The organism is Actinomadura darangshiensis (assembly GCF_004349235.1).
Lineage (GTDB): Bacteria > Actinomycetota > Actinomycetes > Streptosporangiales > Streptosporangiaceae > Spirillospora > Spirillospora darangshiensis.
Genome location: NZ_SMKY01000073.1, coordinates 1 through 16224, shown reverse-complemented (window position 1 = coordinate 16224; position 16224 = coordinate 1). Strand labels below are relative to the sequence as shown.

19 protein-coding genes are annotated in these 16224 nt (G+C 75.5%); 8 read left to right on the top strand and 11 right to left on the bottom strand.

Annotated elements, in window-relative coordinates; all coding sequences use genetic code 11:
- Nucleotides 1-71: 71 nt before the first annotated feature.
- Together E1293_RS17960 and E1293_RS17955 are read right to left on the bottom strand one after the other, a co-directional pair.
- Nucleotides 72-1295 (bottom strand): tetratricopeptide repeat protein, encoded by a 1224-nt coding sequence (locus E1293_RS17960; RefSeq protein WP_279473222.1) that lies wholly within the window; start codon nt 1293-1295, stop codon nt 72-74.
- A gap of 27 nt (nt 1296-1322) precedes the next feature.
- Nucleotides 1323-2468 (bottom strand): tetratricopeptide repeat protein, encoded by a 1146-nt coding sequence (locus E1293_RS17955; RefSeq protein WP_132198564.1) that lies wholly within the window; start codon nt 2466-2468, stop codon nt 1323-1325.
- 18 nt (nt 2469-2486) lie between these two features.
- On the opposite strand from E1293_RS17955, the gene E1293_RS17950 reads away from it, so the two are divergent.
- Nucleotides 2487-2933, top strand: coding sequence for a hypothetical protein (locus E1293_RS17950; protein WP_132198563.1), 447 nt, complete (start codon nt 2487-2489; stop codon nt 2931-2933).
- A 46-nt stretch (nt 2934-2979) separates the two neighbouring features.
- On the opposite strand, the gene E1293_RS17945 is transcribed toward E1293_RS17950, so the two are convergent.
- Nucleotides 2980-3276 (bottom strand): hypothetical protein, encoded by a 297-nt coding sequence (locus tag E1293_RS17945; RefSeq protein WP_132198562.1) that lies wholly within the window; start codon nt 3274-3276, stop codon nt 2980-2982.
- On the bottom strand, nt 3225-3809 hold the full coding sequence (locus E1293_RS17940; RefSeq protein WP_132198561.1) for an AAA family ATPase: 585 nt from the start codon (nt 3807-3809) through the stop codon (nt 3225-3227). Before E1293_RS17940 ends, E1293_RS17945 begins: the two co-directional genes overlap by 52 nt.
- 140 nt (nt 3810-3949) lie before the next feature.
- Between E1293_RS17940 and E1293_RS17935 the strand changes: the two genes are divergently transcribed.
- Genes E1293_RS17935 through E1293_RS17925 form a run of 3 tightly spaced genes read left to right on the top strand, consistent with a single transcriptional unit; the run spans nt 3950 to nt 6653 of the window.
- Nucleotides 3950-5524, top strand: a complete 1575-nt coding sequence (locus E1293_RS17935) for a WD40 repeat domain-containing protein (protein ID WP_132198560.1) — start codon at nt 3950-3952, stop codon at nt 5522-5524.
- Nucleotides 5410-5940 (top strand): WD40 repeat domain-containing protein, encoded by a 531-nt coding sequence (locus E1293_RS47500; protein WP_424923646.1) that lies wholly within the window; start codon nt 5410-5412, stop codon nt 5938-5940. The genes E1293_RS17935 and E1293_RS47500 overlap by 115 nt, the downstream gene beginning before the upstream one ends.
- The gene (locus tag E1293_RS17925; protein WP_165978264.1) at nt 5847-6653 is read left to right on the top strand and encodes a WD40 repeat domain-containing protein; all 807 of its coding nucleotides are present in this window, start codon (nt 5847-5849) and stop codon (nt 6651-6653) included. The genes E1293_RS47500 and E1293_RS17925 overlap by 94 nt, the downstream gene beginning before the upstream one ends.
- A 12-nt stretch (nt 6654-6665) precedes the next feature.
- On the opposite strand, the gene E1293_RS17920 is transcribed toward E1293_RS17925, so the two are convergent.
- Nucleotides 6666-7163 carry an XdhC family protein gene (locus tag E1293_RS17920; RefSeq protein WP_132198558.1) on the bottom strand — a complete coding sequence of 166 codons (498 nt, stop codon included), beginning with the start codon at nt 7161-7163 and terminating at the stop codon, nt 6666-6668.
- A 151-nt stretch (nt 7164-7314) separates the two neighbouring features.
- Here E1293_RS17920 and E1293_RS17915 point away from each other — a divergent pair, with 151 nt between their 5' ends.
- The 3 genes from E1293_RS17915 to E1293_RS17905 are packed head-to-tail and all read left to right on the top strand — an operon-like array spanning nt 7315 to nt 9379.
- A complete protein-coding gene (locus E1293_RS17915; RefSeq protein ID WP_165978263.1) occupies nt 7315-7869 on the top strand; it encodes a universal stress protein in 555 nt (184 codons plus the stop codon).
- A 29-nt stretch (nt 7870-7898) separates the two neighbouring features.
- On the top strand, nt 7899-8540 hold the full coding sequence (locus tag E1293_RS17910; protein ID WP_132198556.1) for an adenylate kinase family protein: 642 nt from the start codon (nt 7899-7901) through the stop codon (nt 8538-8540).
- The gene (locus tag E1293_RS17905) at nt 8537-9379 is read left to right on the top strand and encodes a 1-aminocyclopropane-1-carboxylate deaminase/D-cysteine desulfhydrase (protein ID WP_132198555.1); all 843 of its coding nucleotides are present in this window, start codon (nt 8537-8539) and stop codon (nt 9377-9379) included. The genes E1293_RS17910 and E1293_RS17905 overlap by 4 nt, the downstream gene beginning before the upstream one ends.
- 37 nt (nt 9380-9416) lie before the next feature.
- Here the strand turns inward: E1293_RS17905 and E1293_RS17900 are convergent, their stop codons facing one another.
- The 4 genes from E1293_RS17900 to E1293_RS17885 form a co-directional block, all read right to left on the bottom strand.
- The gene (locus tag E1293_RS17900; protein WP_132198554.1) at nt 9417-10502 is read right to left on the bottom strand and encodes an acyl-CoA dehydrogenase family protein; all 1086 of its coding nucleotides are present in this window, start codon (nt 10500-10502) and stop codon (nt 9417-9419) included.
- On the bottom strand, nt 10499-11692 hold the full coding sequence (locus tag E1293_RS17895; RefSeq protein WP_132198553.1) for an acyl-CoA dehydrogenase family protein: 1194 nt from the start codon (nt 11690-11692) through the stop codon (nt 10499-10501). Before E1293_RS17895 ends, E1293_RS17900 begins: the two co-directional genes overlap by 4 nt.
- A 106-nt stretch (nt 11693-11798) precedes the next feature.
- Nucleotides 11799-12224 carry a nuclear transport factor 2 family protein gene (locus E1293_RS17890; RefSeq protein ID WP_132198552.1) on the bottom strand — a complete coding sequence of 142 codons (426 nt, stop codon included), beginning with the start codon at nt 12222-12224 and terminating at the stop codon, nt 11799-11801.
- Nucleotides 12221-12619 (bottom strand): nuclear transport factor 2 family protein, encoded by a 399-nt coding sequence (locus tag E1293_RS17885; protein ID WP_132198551.1) that lies wholly within the window; start codon nt 12617-12619, stop codon nt 12221-12223. Before E1293_RS17885 ends, E1293_RS17890 begins: the two co-directional genes overlap by 4 nt.
- Nucleotides 12620-12700: 81 nt before the next feature.
- On the opposite strand from E1293_RS17885, the gene E1293_RS17880 reads away from it, so the two are divergent.
- Nucleotides 12701-13294, top strand: coding sequence for a TetR/AcrR family transcriptional regulator (locus E1293_RS17880; protein WP_132198550.1), 594 nt, complete (start codon nt 12701-12703; stop codon nt 13292-13294).
- Here E1293_RS17880 and E1293_RS17875 read toward each other — a convergent pair.
- Nucleotides 13273-14151, bottom strand: coding sequence for a DNA-3-methyladenine glycosylase family protein (locus E1293_RS17875; protein WP_207938908.1), 879 nt, complete (start codon nt 14149-14151; stop codon nt 13273-13275). The genes E1293_RS17880 and E1293_RS17875 overlap by 22 nt on opposite strands.
- A gap of 20 nt (nt 14152-14171) precedes the next feature.
- Entirely contained in the window at nt 14172-16190 is a 2019-nt protein-coding gene (locus E1293_RS17870) for a HelD family protein (RefSeq protein WP_132198548.1), read from the bottom strand.
- Nucleotides 16191-16224 lie beyond the last annotated feature (34 nt).

Below are 16224 nucleotides of genomic sequence, written 5' to 3'. Positions count from 1 at the left end.
AGAACAGGGGCGACACCGCAATTCTACGCGTCCGGTCCCGGCCGTCCTCCGGTCCGGCGTACCTGCCGTGCTCAGCCCAGCAGGTCCGCCAGCAGCTCGCGGGCGTCGTCCGCGGCCGCCCCGTCCCCGGTCTTCGCGCAGACGGCCGCCGCCTGCACCAGGTACCGGCGCGCCTCCTCGCGCCGGCCGAGCACCAGTTGAAGCCGGCCCAGCAGCAGGAGGCTGCGGCCCCGCCCCCACCGGTCGCCGATGCGGGCCTGGATCTCCAGCGCGCCGAGCGCGTGCCGGAGGGCCTCCTCGTGGCCGCCCGCGGCCTCGTGCACGCGGGCGAGGTTGTCGAGGGTGTCGGCCTCGCCGCGGCGGTCGTCGATCTCGTACCGGATCACCAGCGCCCTGCGGCCGTGGCCGAGCGCCTCGGCGGTCTCGCCGAGCCGCCGCATGAGGCGCGAAAGCGTGTTCAGGCTGTCGGCCGCGCCGCGGCGGTCGCCGATCTCGCGGCGCAGCGCGAGGGCCCGGGTGACCAGCGCGAGCGCCTCGGGGTAGCGCCCGGCGTTGCGGTGGATGCGGGCGAGCAGGTCGAGGATCTCGCCCTGCCCGTACCGGTCGGCGGTCTCCCGCTGGATCCGCAGCGCCGCCAGCGCCGCCTGCTCGTCCCCGAGCCGCCACCGCGCGTGCGCGAGGGTGCCGAGGCTGTCGGCCTCGCCGCGGCGGTCGTCGATCTCGCGGTGCAGGGCAAGCGCCCGCAGGGCGAGGCCGGCGGCGACCTCGAGGGCCGTCCGCAGCGCGCGGCCGTAGCGGGCCTGCCTGCGGTCGATGTGGGCGAGCGTGAGCAGGTCGTCGGTCTCGCCGTGCCGGTCGCCGGTGCGGCGGCAGATGTCCAGCGACTCCTGGGCGCACTCCCGCGCCCGCGTGTAGCGGGCGGTGCGCGCGTGGATGCGGGCGAGGACGTACAGGGCGCTGCTGGCCCCGGCGAGGTCACCGATCTCCCGCTGGATCGCGAGCGCCTCCCGGGCGCGGGAGCGGGCCTCGTCGTAGCAGCTCTGGTGCCAGCGGACGAGCGCGATCTTGGCGGTGCTCTCGGCGATCCCGCGCCGGTCGCCGATCTCGCGGCGGATCCGCAGCGACTCCTCGGCCCGGCCGGCGGCGTCGGCGTAGCCGCCCGTGCGGATGCCGAGCCGGGCGAGGACGTCCAGGGTCACGCCCTGCCCGTACCGGTCGGCGGTCTCGCGCTGGACGCGCAGCGCCTCGCCGGCGTGCCGCAGCGCCGCCTCGTGGTCGCCCATCCTGCACTGGATCCGGGCGATGGTCGCGAGGCTGGCGCCCTAGGCGATGCGCTCGCCGCGGCCGACGCCGGCCCTCGCGTGGATGGCGAAGGCGGCGACAGCGTGCGCGAGGGCCTCGCCGTACCGGCCCGCGCTGCGCTCGATCTCGGCGAGGTTGTTCAGCGTCTTGCCGAGCCCGTACCCGTCCTTCATCCTGCGCTGGAGGGCGAGGGCCCGGTCGACGTCGCGGCGGGCGTCCGCGTGCCGGCCGAGCCGCCGCTCCACCAGCGCGATGAGGTTCAGCGCCGACGCCACCCCGTGCTCGTCCCCGATCCGGTCCCTGATGGCCAGGGCGTGGCGGGCGTGCCGGATGGCCGTCTCGTACTGCCCGGAGTCGTGGTGGAACTGGACGATGGTGCACAGCGCCTCCGCCTCCCCGTACTGGTCGCGGAAGTCCTGGCAGATCCGGAGGGCGCGGGTGGCGTCGGCGAAGGCCGCCGGGCAGTCGCCCAGGTTCTCCAGGACGCGGGCGCGGCTGATGAGGCTGACGGCGACCCCGGTCAGGTCCCCGATGTCCTCGCGGATGCGCAGCGCGTCCTCCGCGTGCCGCAGCGCCTCGTCGAGGCGGCCGCTGCAGCGCAGCGCGCGGGACATGCCGTCGAGGACCTCGCCCTGGCCCCGCCGGTCGCCGAGCCGCTCGCGGACGTCGAGCGCCCGCCGCGCGTAGTGCAGGGCGCGGTCGACGCGGCCGAGGCGGCGCAGGATGCGGGAGATCATCTCCAGCGCGTCGGCCTCGCCGGCGCCGCCCCGCAGCTCCCGGTGCACGCGCAGCGACTCGCGCGCGTACCGGAGCGCGGTCCGGTGGTGCGCGAGCCGCCAGTGCACCTGCTCGATCTGCTCGAGCGCCTGCCCGGCGCCCTGCCGGTCGCGCTCCTCCGTCAGGACCTCCAGCGCGTGCTCCCCGTAGTCGAGGGCCTCCTGGTAGCGGCAGCACAGCCGTCCGACGCGCGAGCGCGTGTTGAGCGCCCACCCCGCCCGGCGGTGGTCGCCGAGCTCGGTGAAGACCTCGTACGCCGCCTTCGCGTCCTCGGCGGCCTCGGCGTGGTTGCCGCGGTCGCAGTGCACGACGGCGAGCTGGTCGAGCATGAGCGCCTCGGAGCGCCGGTCGCCCGCGGCCCGCGCGGCGGCCAGGCCGAGCCGGTGCACCTCCAGGTTGTCGGCGCCGTGCTTGTCCGCCTGAGCAGGTGGAACAGCGCGTCGGCGAACCGCCAGGCGAGTGCCGGCCCGCCGCGCTCGGCCGCCTGGCGGGCCATCGCGACCACGGCCGCCCGCTCCGCCTCGAACCAGGCGAGCGCCGCCGCGGCGGTGCCCGGGGAGGGCGGCGCCGCCCCGGCCGCGGGGCCGGTCGCCGAGGGCCCGAGCGCCGCCGCGGCCTCCCGCACGCGGGTCAGGTACCAGTCGAGCAGGCGCCGGGCGGCGGGGTCGGCCGCGGTCCCGTCCTCGCGGGCGAGCCGCTCGGCCGCGTACCCGCTGAGCAGCTCGTGGAGGCGGAACCGGCCGGGCGTCCCGTGCTCGCCGAGATGCCGGCGGACGAGGCCGCGCAGCAGCCCGCGGGCCTCCCGGACGGGCACGGCGAGCAGCGCGGCGAGGCTCTCGGCGCCGAAGTCGTAGCCGTGCAGCAGGCCGAGCATCCGGAAGACGCCCTGCTCCCGGGCGGTCAGCCCGTCGTAGACAGGTCGAAGGCGGGCCGGACGGCGAGGCCCGCGTCCTCGTCGAGGGCGAGCGCGTCGAGCCTGCCGCCGCAGGTCAGCTCGTCCACCGCCGCCGCCACCGAGCCGGTCGGCTCGGCGGCGAGCCCGACCGTCGCGATGCGGATGGCGAGCGGCAGCCGCGCGCACGAGTCGGCGAGGTCAGCGACCGCCTGCGGCTCCCGCTCGCCGCGGTCGCCGCCGAGCAGCCGCGTCACGAGCGTGCGGGACTCGTCGGTGGTGAGCGGGTCGACCGGGACCGACACGGCGCCGAACCGCGCGACCAGGCCCTCCAGCCGGGCCCGCCGGGGACCAGCGGGACGATCTGGCCGGCGTCCGCGGCGTTGTCGAGCACCAGCAGGACGCGGCGCTCGGCCACGAGGGACCGGAACAGGGCGGCGCGGCGGGCCTCGTCCGCCGGGATGTCGCCGGCCGCCAGGCCGAGGTCGCACAGCTGCCGGAACAGCGCCCGCGCGGGCGTCGCCGCGTTCCGCGACGGGCCGTGCAGATCGAGGAAGACGTGCTCGTCGAAGCGGCCGGCGTTGCGGTGGGCCCAGTGCAGGACCAGCGACGTCTTGCCGACGCCGGCCATGCCGTGGATCTGCACCACGGTCGCCGAGCCGCGCTCGCCCGCCGTGTCGCCGGCCGAGGCGAGCGCCTCGTCCATCGCGGCGAGCTCCAGCGCCCGCCCGACGAAGTCGCGGGGCGCCGCGGGCAGCTGCCGCGCGGGCGGCGCGAACCGGGGTGCCGGATGCTGGACGATCTTGTCCCCCGCGACGATGTCGCCGTCGGCGTGCACGGGGTCGTGGAAGTGCGCCGCCGCCCGGTCCGCCGGGGCGGCGGCGCCGGGCGAGGCCCGCCGGGCCGTCGCGCTCGTCGTCGCCGTCGGATGCGTACTCGCGGTCGCTCATCATGGCCGGGTGCCCGCCTTCACCTGTCATGATCCCCGGGCTGGCGGATCTGCTGCTGCGCGAGGTGAGCCCGGCACCGGGCGCGCGGAGCGGCGCCGCCCACGAGAGCGGCACGCTGCCGCTGCTGTCGCACGCGCTGCTGTCGACGTGGGAGCGGCAGCGGCAGGGGACGCTCACCATCGCCGGCTACCGCGAGAGCGGCGGGATCGAGGGCGCCGTCGCCGCCACGGCCGACCGGGTCTACCGCGCGCTGGACGCGGCGGAGCGCGACATCGCCCGGCGGCTGTTCCTGCGGCTCGTGCACATCGCCGACGACACGGGCGTGACCCGGCGCCGGGTGGCCGAGCGCGAACTCGGGGAGGGCGTCCGGGACGTCCTCGACCTGTTCGTCGGGGAGCGCCTGGTCACCGCCGGCGCCAACGGCGTCGAGATCGCCCACGAGGCGCTGCTGTTCGCCTGGCCGCGGCTGCGCTCCTGGCTGGAGGCCGACCGGGCGGGGCTGCGCACCCACCACCGGCTCACCGCGGGCGCGACGGCGTGGGAGGAGTCGGGCCGCGACCCGGGGACCCTGCTGCGCGGGGCGTGGCTCGCCGAGAGCGAGGACCTCGCCGCCGACCCGCGGCGGGGCGCCGGGCTGAACGACCAGGAGCTGCGCTTCCTGGCCGCCTCGGTGGAGCAGCGGGACGCGGAGGCGCGGGCCACCCGCCGGCTGGTGCGGCGCGGGCGGCGGCTGATCGCCGTCCTGTCGGCGGTGTCGCTGCTGGCGCTCGGCCTGGCGGCGGTCACGCTGCACCAGCGGCGCACCGCCGACCGGCAGCGCGACGCCGCGGTGTCGCGGCAGGTCGCGGCCGAGTCCGGGAAGCTGCGCGAGAAGGACGTGGCCCTCGCGAACCAGACCGCGCTGGCCGCCTACCGGGTCGCGCGCACCCCGGAGGCGCGGGCCGGCCTGCTGGAGTCCTTCTCCGGTCCGGCCGTGACCCGGATCGCGGGCGCGCACGGCGTCCTGCAGGCGGTGGCCGTCGCCGGGGACGGCCGCACGCTCTGGAACATCGCCGACCGCGGGCATCCCGTGCAGATCGGCGGGCCGCTCGGCGGCCACTCCGACACCGTCTACAGCGTGGCATTCAGCCCGGACGGCACGATGGTCGCCGACGGCGGCGGCGGGGGCACGCTGATGGTGCGGCGGCTCGGCGGGGCCGCCCGTGCGCTCACCGGGCCGCGCAGCACCGTGTACGCGGTGGCGTTCGACCCAGCCGGCGAGACCCTCGTCGCGGCCAGTGCCGACAAGACCGTCCGCGTCTGGGACCTGGCACGTCCCGAGCCGGGCGGCCGGGTCCTGGTGGAGGGGGCGGCACCGGCGCACACCGTGGCGTTCAGCCCGGACGGCCGGACGCTCGCCGCGGGATTCGAAGCGGCGAGGTCCGGCTCGTGGACGTGGCCCGCCGCAAGCCCCTGGGCCGTTCACTGCCCGCGGGCGCGAAATCGGTCCTGGCGGTCGCGTTCAGCCCCGACGGGACGGCGCTGGCGGCGGGCAACGGGGACGGGGGCGTCCGGCTGTGGCGGATGGACGGTTCGCGGGCCGTGCCGGCCGGCGCGCCGCTGAAGGGCCCGAAGACGTGGGTCAACGGGGTGGCCTTCGCCCCGGACGGCCGGTCGCTGGCCGCCGCGAGCTCCGACGGGCAGGTGTGGGTCTGGGACCTTCCCGGCCGGACGCTGCGGACGACGCTGCCGCACCCGGGTCCGGTGACGGCGGTGGCGTTCCTGCGGTCGGGCGCGCTCGCCACCGCGGCCGCCGACGGCACCGCCAGGATCTGGGACCTCCCCGGGCCGGTCATCGAGGGACCCGAGGGCGGGATCTTCGCCGCGGGGCTGAGCGGCGACGGCCGCGTCCTCGCGCTGGCGGGCCAGTCCGGCACCGCGCGGCTGTGGTCGGTGGCCGACCCGCGCCGCCCCGCGCCGCTCGGCCCGGCGATCGAGGACGCGGCCGGGCCGGGACGGCGTCCGGAGCCGCCGCGCTGAGCCCGGACGCCGGCACGCTCGCGATCGGCACCACCGAAGGCGCCGCACGGCTGTGGGACGTGAGCGACCCGCGTGCGCCGCGGCGCGCCGCCGTGCTGTCCGGCGCGGCCAACTACGCCTTCCAGGCCGCGTTCAGCCCGGACGGGCGGACGCTCGCCTACGGTACGGCGGGCAACACCGTCCTGCTGTGGGACGTCTCCGACGCCCGGCATCCGGTCATGCTGGGCCGGCCCCTGACCGCGTACGAGAACTACGTGTTCGCGGTGGTGTTCAGCGCGGACGGCCGGACGCTGGCCACCGCCGGCGCCGACAGCACCGTCGTCCTCTGGGATCTCCATGACCGCACGCACCCGCGTGCGCTGGCGCGACGCCTGCGCGGGCCGACGAACTACATCTACTCGCTCGCCTACGGTCCGGGCGACGTGCTCGCGGCGGCCGCCGGCGACGGGACCATCTGGCTGTGGGACACCTCCACGCCGTCCCGTCCGTCCATGCTGGCGACCCTCGGCGGGTCCGAGGAGGCGCTCTACATCGACGTCGCCGGAACGCGGCGGCCCCTCCTGGTCACCGCCGGGGCGGGACGCGAGGCCAGGCTGTGGAACCTGGACCCGGCCGAGGTCGCCGGCCGGATCTGCGCGACGGCGGGAACGCCGGTCACCGAGGCGGAGTGGCGCCGCCATCTGGGATCCGAGCCCTTCGACCCGCCCTGCTAGGAACGCGCGGCGCTAGAACTCGAAGCCGCCGGAGCGGCCGTTGCGGTCGGCGATCAGGCCGGCGAGCGCCGCGATGGCGATCTCCGCCGGGGACTTCGAGCCGATGTTCAGGCCGATCGGGCGGTGCACGCGGGCGATGTCGGCCGCGGGGACGCCCAGCTCGGTGAGCGCGGGGATGTGCGGGGCGGGGTGCCGGGGGTTGCCCATCACGCCGACCCACCGGACCGGCTGCGTCAGGACGTCCCGCAGGACGGCCCCGAGCTCGGGGCGGTGGTGGTCGGTCACCACGACGTCGGCGGTGGCGTCGAGCGGCGGGAGGTCGGCGGTGCCGTCGCGCTCCTTGTCGGGGTCGACGAGGAACGTCCGGTAGCCGAGGTCCGGCGCGTAGCGCAGCAGGTGGTCGGCGACGGGGCCGGCGAACACCGCGACCAGTGTCCGCTCCCCCGAGGGGGGCGGGGCATCGCCGTGCGCGACGGCGCAGGAAGGGTCGGTCTCGTGCGGTGCGGCCATACCCGAAGTGTGCCCCGGGCGGCGCCGGGCGGTCCAGCGGGCGCGCCTTCGTCGCGAACCCGTGTTTCCAAAACGTAGAACTTGCGCGCTGGAACGGGTATGCCTGCTGTCTAGACTGTCGTCACCCGGCGGCCACAGGAGGGACCGGACCGTGATCGCGAGACCCGACGGCGGCCCCCGCGTCGTGGTGGGGGTGGACGACTCCGCGGGGGCGCGCTGCGCGCTGTCCTGGGCGGTCGGCGAGGCGCGGCTGCGGAGGCTGCCGCTGCTGGTGGCGCACGCCGCCCCGCTGCCGCCGCACGTGTCGGCGGCCGGGCAGCTCGGCTGCGGCATCACCGAGGCGCTGCGCGGCTCGGGCGCCGAGCTCATCGCGCGGCTGCTGCAGGAGGTGTGCGGCGGGCCGCCCGACGGCGTGGACATGAGCGCGCTGGCGCTCGTCGGCGAGCCGGGCGCGACCCTGGTGCGGCTGGCGGGCGACGACGACATCCTGGTCGTCGGGCGCGGGACGCGCGGCCCGTTCTCGCGGCTGCTGCGGCCGTCGGTGCGGCTGCACTGCGCCCGGCGGGCCCGCGCGACGCTGGTGTGCGTCCGGCCGCCCGCGTTCGACGCGCTGCTGGAGTCGCTGACGGTGCGGGACGAGTCGCCCGAGCAGATCCCGGGCTCGCGGTTCCGCCGGCTGGGCCGCCGCCTGCGCCTCCCGCTGTGACCGGGACGGGCCCCGCATAGGCTCTCCCCATGCGCAAGTACGTGATCATCGGAGCCATCGGCAGCGGCAAGGGAACGCAGTCGGGGCTGCTGGCGCGGGACCTGGACATCGTGCACATCAGCGTCGGCGACATCTTCCGCTGGCACGTCAAGAACCACACCAAGCTGGGTGCGCAGGTGCGGCGCATCATGGCGGCCGGCGACCTGGTCGGTGACGATCTCGCGGAGAGCGTCGTCCGGGAGCGGCTCGACCAGCACGACTGGAACTACGGGTTCGTCGTCGACGGGTTCCCGCGCAGCCGCAGGCAGACGGAGTTCTTCCTGGAGAGCTACGACATCGACGGCGTGATCCACCTGGACCTGCCGGACGAGGAGGTCCGCCGCCGCGTGCTCGGACGGCGGCTGTGCTCGCGCTGCGGGATGGACTACAACCTGATCGCCGACCGCCCCACCGAGGAGGGGCGATGCGACGTGTGCGGGGGCGAGCTGGTGACCCGGGAGGACGACACCGAGGACGCGCTCGCCGGGCGGCTGCGCGACTACCACGGCAAGACCGACCCGATCCTGGAGCTGTTCGGCCGCAAGGAGTACGTGGTGACGGTGGACGCGCGGCCGGGCATCGACGAGGTGCAGCGGACGCTCCGCGAGAAGCTCCGCCTGCCGCTGCCGTGACGGCCTCCCCCGTCGTGGAGCTGGCGGACGACCGCGTGCGGCGGCGGGGGCTGCGGCTGTTCCTGAAGCGCGACGACCTCATCCATCCGGAGCTGCCCGGCAACAAGTGGCGCAAGCTCAGGCACAACATCGGGCCCGCGCGCGAGCACGGGACGCTCCTCACGTTCGGCGGCGCCTACTCCAACCACATCCGGGCGACGGCCGCGGCCGGGAGGATCTTCGGGTTCGCGACCATCGGGGTGGTCCGGGGCGAGGAGCATCTGCCGCTGAACGACGTGCTCGCCTATGCCGAGCGGATGGGCATGCGGCTCACCTACCTGGACCGCACCGCCTACCGGCGCAAGCACGACCCCGATGTCGTCGAAGCGCTGCGGGAACGGTGGGGCGGCTTCTACCTGCTGCCGGAAGGCGGGAGCAACGCTCTCGCCGTCAAGGGCTGCGAGGAACTGGGCGCGGAGGTCCCGGGTTTCGACGTCGTCTGCTGCCCGTGCGGGACGGGCGGGACGCTCGCCGGGCTCGCCGCCGGCCTGGCCCCGCGCCAGTGCGCCATCGGGTTCTCCGTGCTGAAGGGCGGTTTCATGCACGCCGAGGTGGAGCGGCTCCAGCGTGAGACGTACGGCAGGCGGCGCGGGGACTGGCGCGTCGAAGACGGCTTCCACTTCGGCGGCTACGCCAAGAGGACCCCAGAGCTGGACGCGTTCATCGACGATTTCGCCGGCCGGCACGGAATCGTCCTCGACCGGATCTACACGGCCAAGATGATGTTCGGCGTCTTCGCCCTGGCCGAGCGCGGCGCCTTCACCGAGGGCACACGGATCCTGGCGGTCATCACCGGATAGCCGGACGGCCCCCTGCCCGGGGCCGTCCGTCCGGGCGTCAGGCGGGCGGCAGGTCGACCAGGGCGGCGAGGGCCGCGCGGTGCAGGTCGGGCGTGCCCAACCCGATGGCGTCGGCCTTGGCGCGCTTCAGGTAGAGATGCGCAGCGTGCTCCCAGGTGAAGCCGATGCCGCCGTGCATCTGCACGCATTCCTCGGCGGCCTTGAGGGCGACCGCCGAGCAGTGCGCCTGCGCGACGGCGACCGCGATCGGCGTGTCGGCATCGTCCGCGGCCACGCAGGAGGCGGCGTGGCGGGCGACGGCGCGGGCCTGCGTGATCGACGTCCACAGGTCGGCGAGCCGGTGCTTGAGGCCCTGGTAGGAGCCGACCGGGCGTCCGAACTGGTACCGCGTCTTCACATAGGCGACCGTGTCGTCCAGGCAGCGCTCGGCCAGGCCCAACTGCTCGGACGCCAGCATCGCGGCACCGGTCAGCAGCGCCCGGCGCACTGCGTCGCCGCCCTCGGCGACACGCGTGGCGGGCGCGCCGGAGAAGGCCACGTCGGCGAGCCGGCGGGTCATGTCGAGCGACGTGACGGCGGTGCGGCGGGCATCGGCGGCGTCCACCGCGTACAGGCCGCCGCCGGCCGGGACGAGGAGGACGTCGGCCGCCATGCCGTCGGCGACGCTGGTGACCTCGCCGATCAGCGTCCCGTCCGCGACCCGGACGGTGTCGGCCACCGCTCCGGGCACGGTGCTGAACGGGACGGCCAGGACCGCGATCCTCTCCCCCGCGGCGAGCCGCGCGAGCAGCTCCCGCTCACCGGCGGTCAGCAGCGCGGCCGTCGCGACCACCGAGCTGGTCAGGAACGGGACGGGCGCGGCAAACCGGCCCAGCTCCTCCATCACCACGGCGGTCTCCCGCCAGGTGGCGCCGGCGCCGCCGAGGTCCTCGGGGACCGGCAGCCCGGCGCAGCCGAGCTGGGCGGCGACGGTCCGCCACAGTCCCGCGTCGTACGGCTCGTCCTTCTCGATGCCGGCGAGGACGGAGGTCCAGGGCGCCTTGTCGTCCAGTACCTCGCGGACGCTCGCGCGCAGGTCGTTCTCGATCTCGGAGTAGAGGAGGTCGCTCGCAAGCTCGGTCATCGGGGCAGGTCCTTCCACGGCACGTCCTTGTCGACGCGGATCTCGCCGGGCAGGCCGAGGACGCGCTCGGCGATGATGTTGCGCAGGATCTCCGAGGTGCCGCCCTCGATGGAGTTGCCCTTGGCGCGCAGGTAGCGGTAGCCGGGCGAGCGGCGGGTGAAGTCGACCTCGGTGGGGCGGCGCATGGTCCAGTCGTCGTAGCGCAGGCCGTCCTCGCCGAGCAGCTCCAGCTCCAGGCCGGACACCTCCTGGTTGAGCTTGGCGAAGGCGAGCTTGGCGCCCGATCCCTCGGGGCCGGGCTGCCCGGCGGTCAGCTGCTGGCGCAGCCGGGCTCCGGTGAGCCGGGCCGCCTCGGTCTCCACCCACGCCCGCAGCACGGCGTCGTGCAGGCCCGGGGTGCGCAGCTCGGGACGGTCGCGCCACAGCGCGGCGACCACGCCGATCATGCCGCTCTCGCGCGGCGCGGCGTTGCCGCCGATCGCGACGCGCTCGTTCATCAGCGTCGTGGTGGACACCCGCCAGCCCTGCCCGACGTCGCCGAGCCGGTGCTCGTCGGGGATCCGCACGTCGGTGAGGAACACCTCGTTGAACTCGGCCTCGCCGGTGATCTGCCGCAGCGGCCTGACCTCGACGCCCGGCGCGGTCATGTCGCAGACGAAGTAGGTCATGCCGCGGTGCTTGGGGACGTCCGGGTCGGTGCGGGTGACGAGGATCGCCCAGCGCGCCTCGTGCGCCATGGACGTCCACACCTTCTGGCCGCTGACCGTCCAGGCGTCGCCGTCGCGGACGGCGCGGGTGGCGAGCGCGGCGAGGTCGGACCCGGCGCCGGGCTCGCTGAACAGCTGGCACCACGGTTCCTCGCCGGTCCACAGGGGGCGCAGGAAGCGGCGCTTCTGCTCCTCGGTGCCGAACGCGAGGATCGTCGGTGCGGCCATGCCCAGCCCGATGCCGATGCGCTCGGGACGGTTGGTCGGCGCGCCCGCCTTGGCGAACCGGCGGTCGACGGCGGCCTGGAGGTGCCGCGGCGCGCCGAGGCCGCCGAGGCCCTCCGGGTAGTGGACCCAGGCGAGCCCGGCGTCGAACCGGGCCCGCAGGAACTCCAGCGGCTCCATGGCCGAGGGGTCGTGTGCGGCGAGGAACCCGCCGACCCTCCTGCTCAGCTCGTCGGTGTCGGGCTGTGCTGTGCTCACAGGGGCGGACCTCCGCGCGGGCGCGGGTGGCGGGCGGGCCACCCGGATCGGACATACCAACCGGTCGGTATGATCCGTCCAGCCTAGAAACCGCCGGGACCGCGCGTCAACCGGCCCCGCCGGGCGCCATCGCCCGGGCGAGCCCGGGATGGTCGTGGTAGTCGCGCGTCTCGACGATGAGGCCGTCCCGGATCCGCAGCACCTGGACGTTGGCGACGCGGAACGTCCGCCCGGTGGTGGCGACGCGGCCCTCGTAGTCGAACTCCGCGACGATCACCTCGGGGTCGGCGGTGTCGTGCACCACCACGTTCCGCGCGCGCAGTTCGAGGGGCCCGGCGCCGGCGGCGCGGAAGTGCCGGTCGAGCACGGCGCGGCCCTCCAGGTGCGGCGGCGCGGGCGGCAGCGCGAACGGCTGGTCGACGACCGCGTCCTCGGCGTAGAGGGCGGCGAGCTCGTCCCAGCGGCCGGCCGAGATGCCCGCGCTGAGCCGCGCGAACACCTCGCGGGGCGTCGCGGGAGCGGGGGCCGTCATGCCATCGCCTCGTCGAACGCGCGGTGGTGGGCGTAGTCGCGGGACTCCACGATGTGCCCGTTGCGGACCCGCAGGACGAAGATGTTGGGCACGACGAACTCGCGGCCCGTCTCGGTGTTGCGGCCCTCGTACTCGAACTCCGCGATGATCACCTCCGGGTCGGCGGTCTCGTGGACGACGACGTTGCGCGCCTTGATCTCCATGGGCAGCGTCTCCAGCTGGACGAAGTGCGCGCGGAGCGCCTCGCGGCCTTCCAGCCGGGAGGCGGGATGGGCGAACGGGTGCACGACCACCGCGTCCTCGGCGTACAGCCGGTGCAGCCCCTCGGGCCGCAGTGCGGTGATCCCGTCGATCAGCCGCAGGAAGACGGCCCGGGGGCTGGCGAACTCGGACATGACCTCTCCCCTACAATCGGAGTATGTGCTCCGAATGAGAAAATACGGAGTCAAGACTCCACTTGTCAACGGAAGGCCGCGATGACTTCACCCGGGTCCGGCAGGCCGCTGCGCGCCGACGCGCTGCGCAACCGCGCCAAGGTCCTCGCCGCGGCCGAGGAGGTCTTCGCCGTCCAGGGCACCTCGGCCTCGACCGAGGAGGTCGCCCGCAAGGCGGGCGTCGGGATCGGGACGGTGTTCCGGCACTTCCCGACCAAGGAGTCGCTGCTGGAGGCCGTGCTGGTCGCGCTGCTGGAGCGCCTCGCGGGCGAGGCGGAGGAGCTGCGGTCCGCCGCCGACCCGGGCGCCGCGTTCTTCGGCTTCTTCTCGCGGGTGGTCTCGCAGGCGGCGACCAAGCAGGCCGTCACCGAGGCGCTGGCGGAGGCGGGCATCGACGCCCGCGAGGCCACCGGAGGCGTCGGGCCCGGGCTGAAGGCGGCCCTCGGCGTCCTCCTCGACCGGGCGCAGGAGGCGGGCGACGTCCGCGTGGACGTCGGCTCCGGCGAGGTCATGGCGCTGCTGGCGGGCATGTCCTACGCGGCCGGGCGCGCCGGAGCGCGCGACGACGTGCTCCGGATCGCCCTCGACGGCCTGCGCCCGTGCGCGTGCGAGGATCAGGCCGCCGCACGCAGGTAGTGCGCCCAGTACCCCTGCCACGGCCCGTACCGTTCGGCGAGCTTGCGCAGCCCGGCCTCGGTGAGCGCCCTGCCGTAGGCGCGTGACGCCGCGCCGAGCAGGGCCTTCTCGACCGGGGTCTCGTCCATCCGGCCGAGGCCGCGGATCAGGATGAAGTTGGCCGACCAGGGGCCGACACCGGGCAGGCCGAGCAGGAACTCCTTGACCTCCGCGTAGGGGCCGGTGCGGAGGAAGTCCTCGTCGGTCTCGTGCCAGCGATGCAGGGCGCCGTGCAGGTGGCCGCCCTTGCGCTGGTTGCCGGTCAGTTCCACGACGCGTCCCTCCGGCAGGGTGACGAGCTGGCCGATGTCCGGGAAGGCGGTGTGCTCGGTGCCGTCCACGGTGAGCCGGTCGCCGAACTCCGCGGCCAGCGCCCGCTTCGCCTTGGCCGCGGCCGCGATCGGCGTGCGTTGCGAGAGGATCGCCCACGCCAGGTTCTCCAGCGGCGTGGGGAACTTGACCTGGTGGTATCCGTGGAGCCGGTCGAGGACGGGAGCGAATCCGGGATCGTCGCGGCCGAGGGCGTAGAACGCGGTGAGGTCGTCGTCCAGGCTCAGATGGAACCGGACCCTGTCGGCGGCCGCCTCGACGACGTCCGGGGTGAACGGGTCGGCGGCGTGCAGGGTGAGGCGCACGCCGTCCCCGGCCTGTGCGATCTGGGCGACAACCGTACGGCCGCGGGCCCGCAGGGCTTTGGTGAGCGCCCCGTCCCGGACCGACTGCTCGCCGGACGTGGGCGTGAACCCGCACACGAACCGGAGGGACGGCGCGAGGTCGAACGGCGGCGCGGCGGGCAGATCGATGGTCTCGGTGAACACGGGCACACCGTATCCGCCGGCTACGACATCGCCAGTTCGGCCGGGAGGTCGTCCCCGTGGAGGACGGTCAGGGAAGTGACGGCGCGGGTCAGCACGACGTAGAGGCGAGCCAGGCCGCGGGCCTCGGCGGCGGCGATGGCCGCGGGCTCGACCACGATCACGTGGTCGTACTCCAGGCCCTTGGCGAGGGTGGCCGGGACGACGAGCAGCCGCCCGGTGCCGTCGGAGTCGGCCCCGAGGACCTCGTGCTCCAGCCCGGCGCCCTCCAGCGCCGCCGCGAACGCGCCCGCCCGCGCGTCCGGCACGATCAGCCCGATCGAGCCGGACCGGGTGAGGGCGTCGCGGGCGGCGCCGGCGGCCGCGGCGGCGAGGTCGGGGACGCGCCGCACGTCGAGCGCGCCGGGGCCGGGACGCAGCGAGCGCGGCCGTTCCAGCTCCGGCGCGACATGCGGGAGCAGGCGGGCGGCGAAGTCGAGGACGGTCCCTGGGACGCGGAAGCCGAGCGTCAGCTCGGTGACCTCGCCGTCCTGGCCGAGGTGGGTGAGGACCTCCTTCCAGGAGCGCGCGGACCAGGCGGTGGTGCCCTGGGCGAGGTCGCCGAGGACGGTCGCCGAGCCCGTCCCGCAGCGGCGGCCGAGCGCCCGCAACTGCATCGCGGAGAGGTCCTGCGCCTCGTCGACGACCAGGTGGCCGACGGAGGTGGTGCGCTCGATGAGGTCGTTCAGCTCGTCCAGCAGCGCCCGGTCGGCGGCGGTCCATTTCGCGGACCGGTGGGAGCGGGCCGGCCTGGCCCACCGGATCGCGGCCTGCTCGTCCTCGTCAAGGGCGCCCTTGGACGCCTTCCGCAGGAAGTCGGCGTCCGAGAGCAGCCGGTGCAGCACCTGCTCGGCGGTCACCTTCGGCCACACCGCGTCGAGGACCTCCTTGACCGGCCTGCTCCGCGCGACCTGGTCCTGGACGCGGTCGTCGGGTGCCTCGCCGCGCCGCTCCATCCGGACGAGGATCTGGTGGGCGAGGCGCTGCGCGAACGCGGCCCGGCCGCTGCCGTACCGGGTCGTCCCGCGCAGCGCGGCGGCGATCTCGCGGACCTCGTGGTCGGCGAGCCGGTAGCGGGCGGCGCCCCGGGTCACGACGAGGCCCTGCTCCGGTTTGCGGACGTGCAGCCAGAGCGCCTTGCGGAGCACGTCCGCCATCCGCGCGTCGCCCTTGGCGGCGGACACGGCCGGGGGCTCCGCCCCCAGCGGCTCGCCGAGCAGGTCGTCGATCGTGGCCTGCTCGACCCTGACCTCGCCGAGGGCGGGCAGCACCGCCGAGATGTAGGCGAGGAACGCCCGGTTCGGCCCGACGATGAGGACGCCGGACCGCGACAGCCGCTCCCGGTGCGTGAACAGCAGGTAGGCGGCGCGGTGCAGCCCGACGGCGGTCTTGCCGGTGCCCGGGGCGCCCTGCACGCACACGCTGCGGGGCAGGTCGGCGCGGACGATCACGTCCTGCTCCGGCTGGATGGTGGCGACGATGTCGCGCATCGGCCCGGTGCGGGGGCGCTCGATCTCCTCGGTGAGGATGCGGGACGGGCCGATCTCGCCGCCGTCCAGGGGCTCGTCCTCGAACGCGGTCAGTTCGCCCGCCTGGAACCCGAAGCGGCGCCGCAGCCGCCAGCCCATGGGATCGGCGGGCCCGGCCTGGTAGAACGCCCGGGAGACGGGGGCGCGCCAGTCCAGGACGAGCGGCCTGCCTTCGTCGCCGTCATGGACGTGCCGCCGCCCCACGTACATGACGGCGGGCAGATCGGCACCATCGCCGGCGCCGCCGTCCCGGTCCATGCGCCCGAAGAACAGCGGCGTGTCCGGGTGGTCGGCGAGCGCCGCGATCCGCTGGTCGAGCAGCGACTCCAGGAACTGCTTTGACACCCAGTCGGCGGCAACGTCCGCGGACAGTCCCTCCGCGTGCTCGCGCATCCGGCGCAGCGCGGTGCGGGACTCGGCCAGGTGGGCGCGCTCGGCGGCGAGCGTCTCCGGTTCGTCGGGTTCGGCGGGCATGCGGGCAGACCTCCGGCGGCGAGAGGGCGGGTGG

Bases quoted from the DNA above. Each gene is read 5' to 3' on its own strand.
- E1293_RS17910 (WP_132198556.1), top strand. From the start codon at position 7,899: ATGCGCAAGTACGTGATCATCGGAGCCATCGGCAGCGGCAAGGGAACG.
- E1293_RS17870 (WP_132198548.1), bottom strand. From the start codon at position 16,190: ATGCCCGCCGAACCCGACGAACCGGAGACGCTCGCCGCCGAGCGCGCC.
- E1293_RS17890 (WP_132198552.1), bottom strand. From the start codon at position 12,224: ATGACGGCCCCCGCTCCCGCGACGCCCCGCGAGGTGTTCGCGCGGCTC.
- E1293_RS17880 (WP_132198550.1), top strand. From the start codon at position 12,701: ATGACTTCACCCGGGTCCGGCAGGCCGCTGCGCGCCGACGCGCTGCGC.
- E1293_RS17920 (WP_132198558.1), bottom strand. From the start codon at position 7,163: ATGGCCGCACCGCACGAGACCGACCCTTCCTGCGCCGTCGCGCACGGC.
- E1293_RS17885 (WP_132198551.1), bottom strand. From the start codon at position 12,619: ATGTCCGAGTTCGCCAGCCCCCGGGCCGTCTTCCTGCGGCTGATCGAC.
- E1293_RS17935 (WP_132198560.1), top strand. From the start codon at position 3,950: ATGATCCCCGGGCTGGCGGATCTGCTGCTGCGCGAGGTGAGCCCGGCA.
- E1293_RS17900 (WP_132198554.1), bottom strand. From the start codon at position 10,502: ATGACCGAGCTTGCGAGCGACCTCCTCTACTCCGAGATCGAGAACGAC.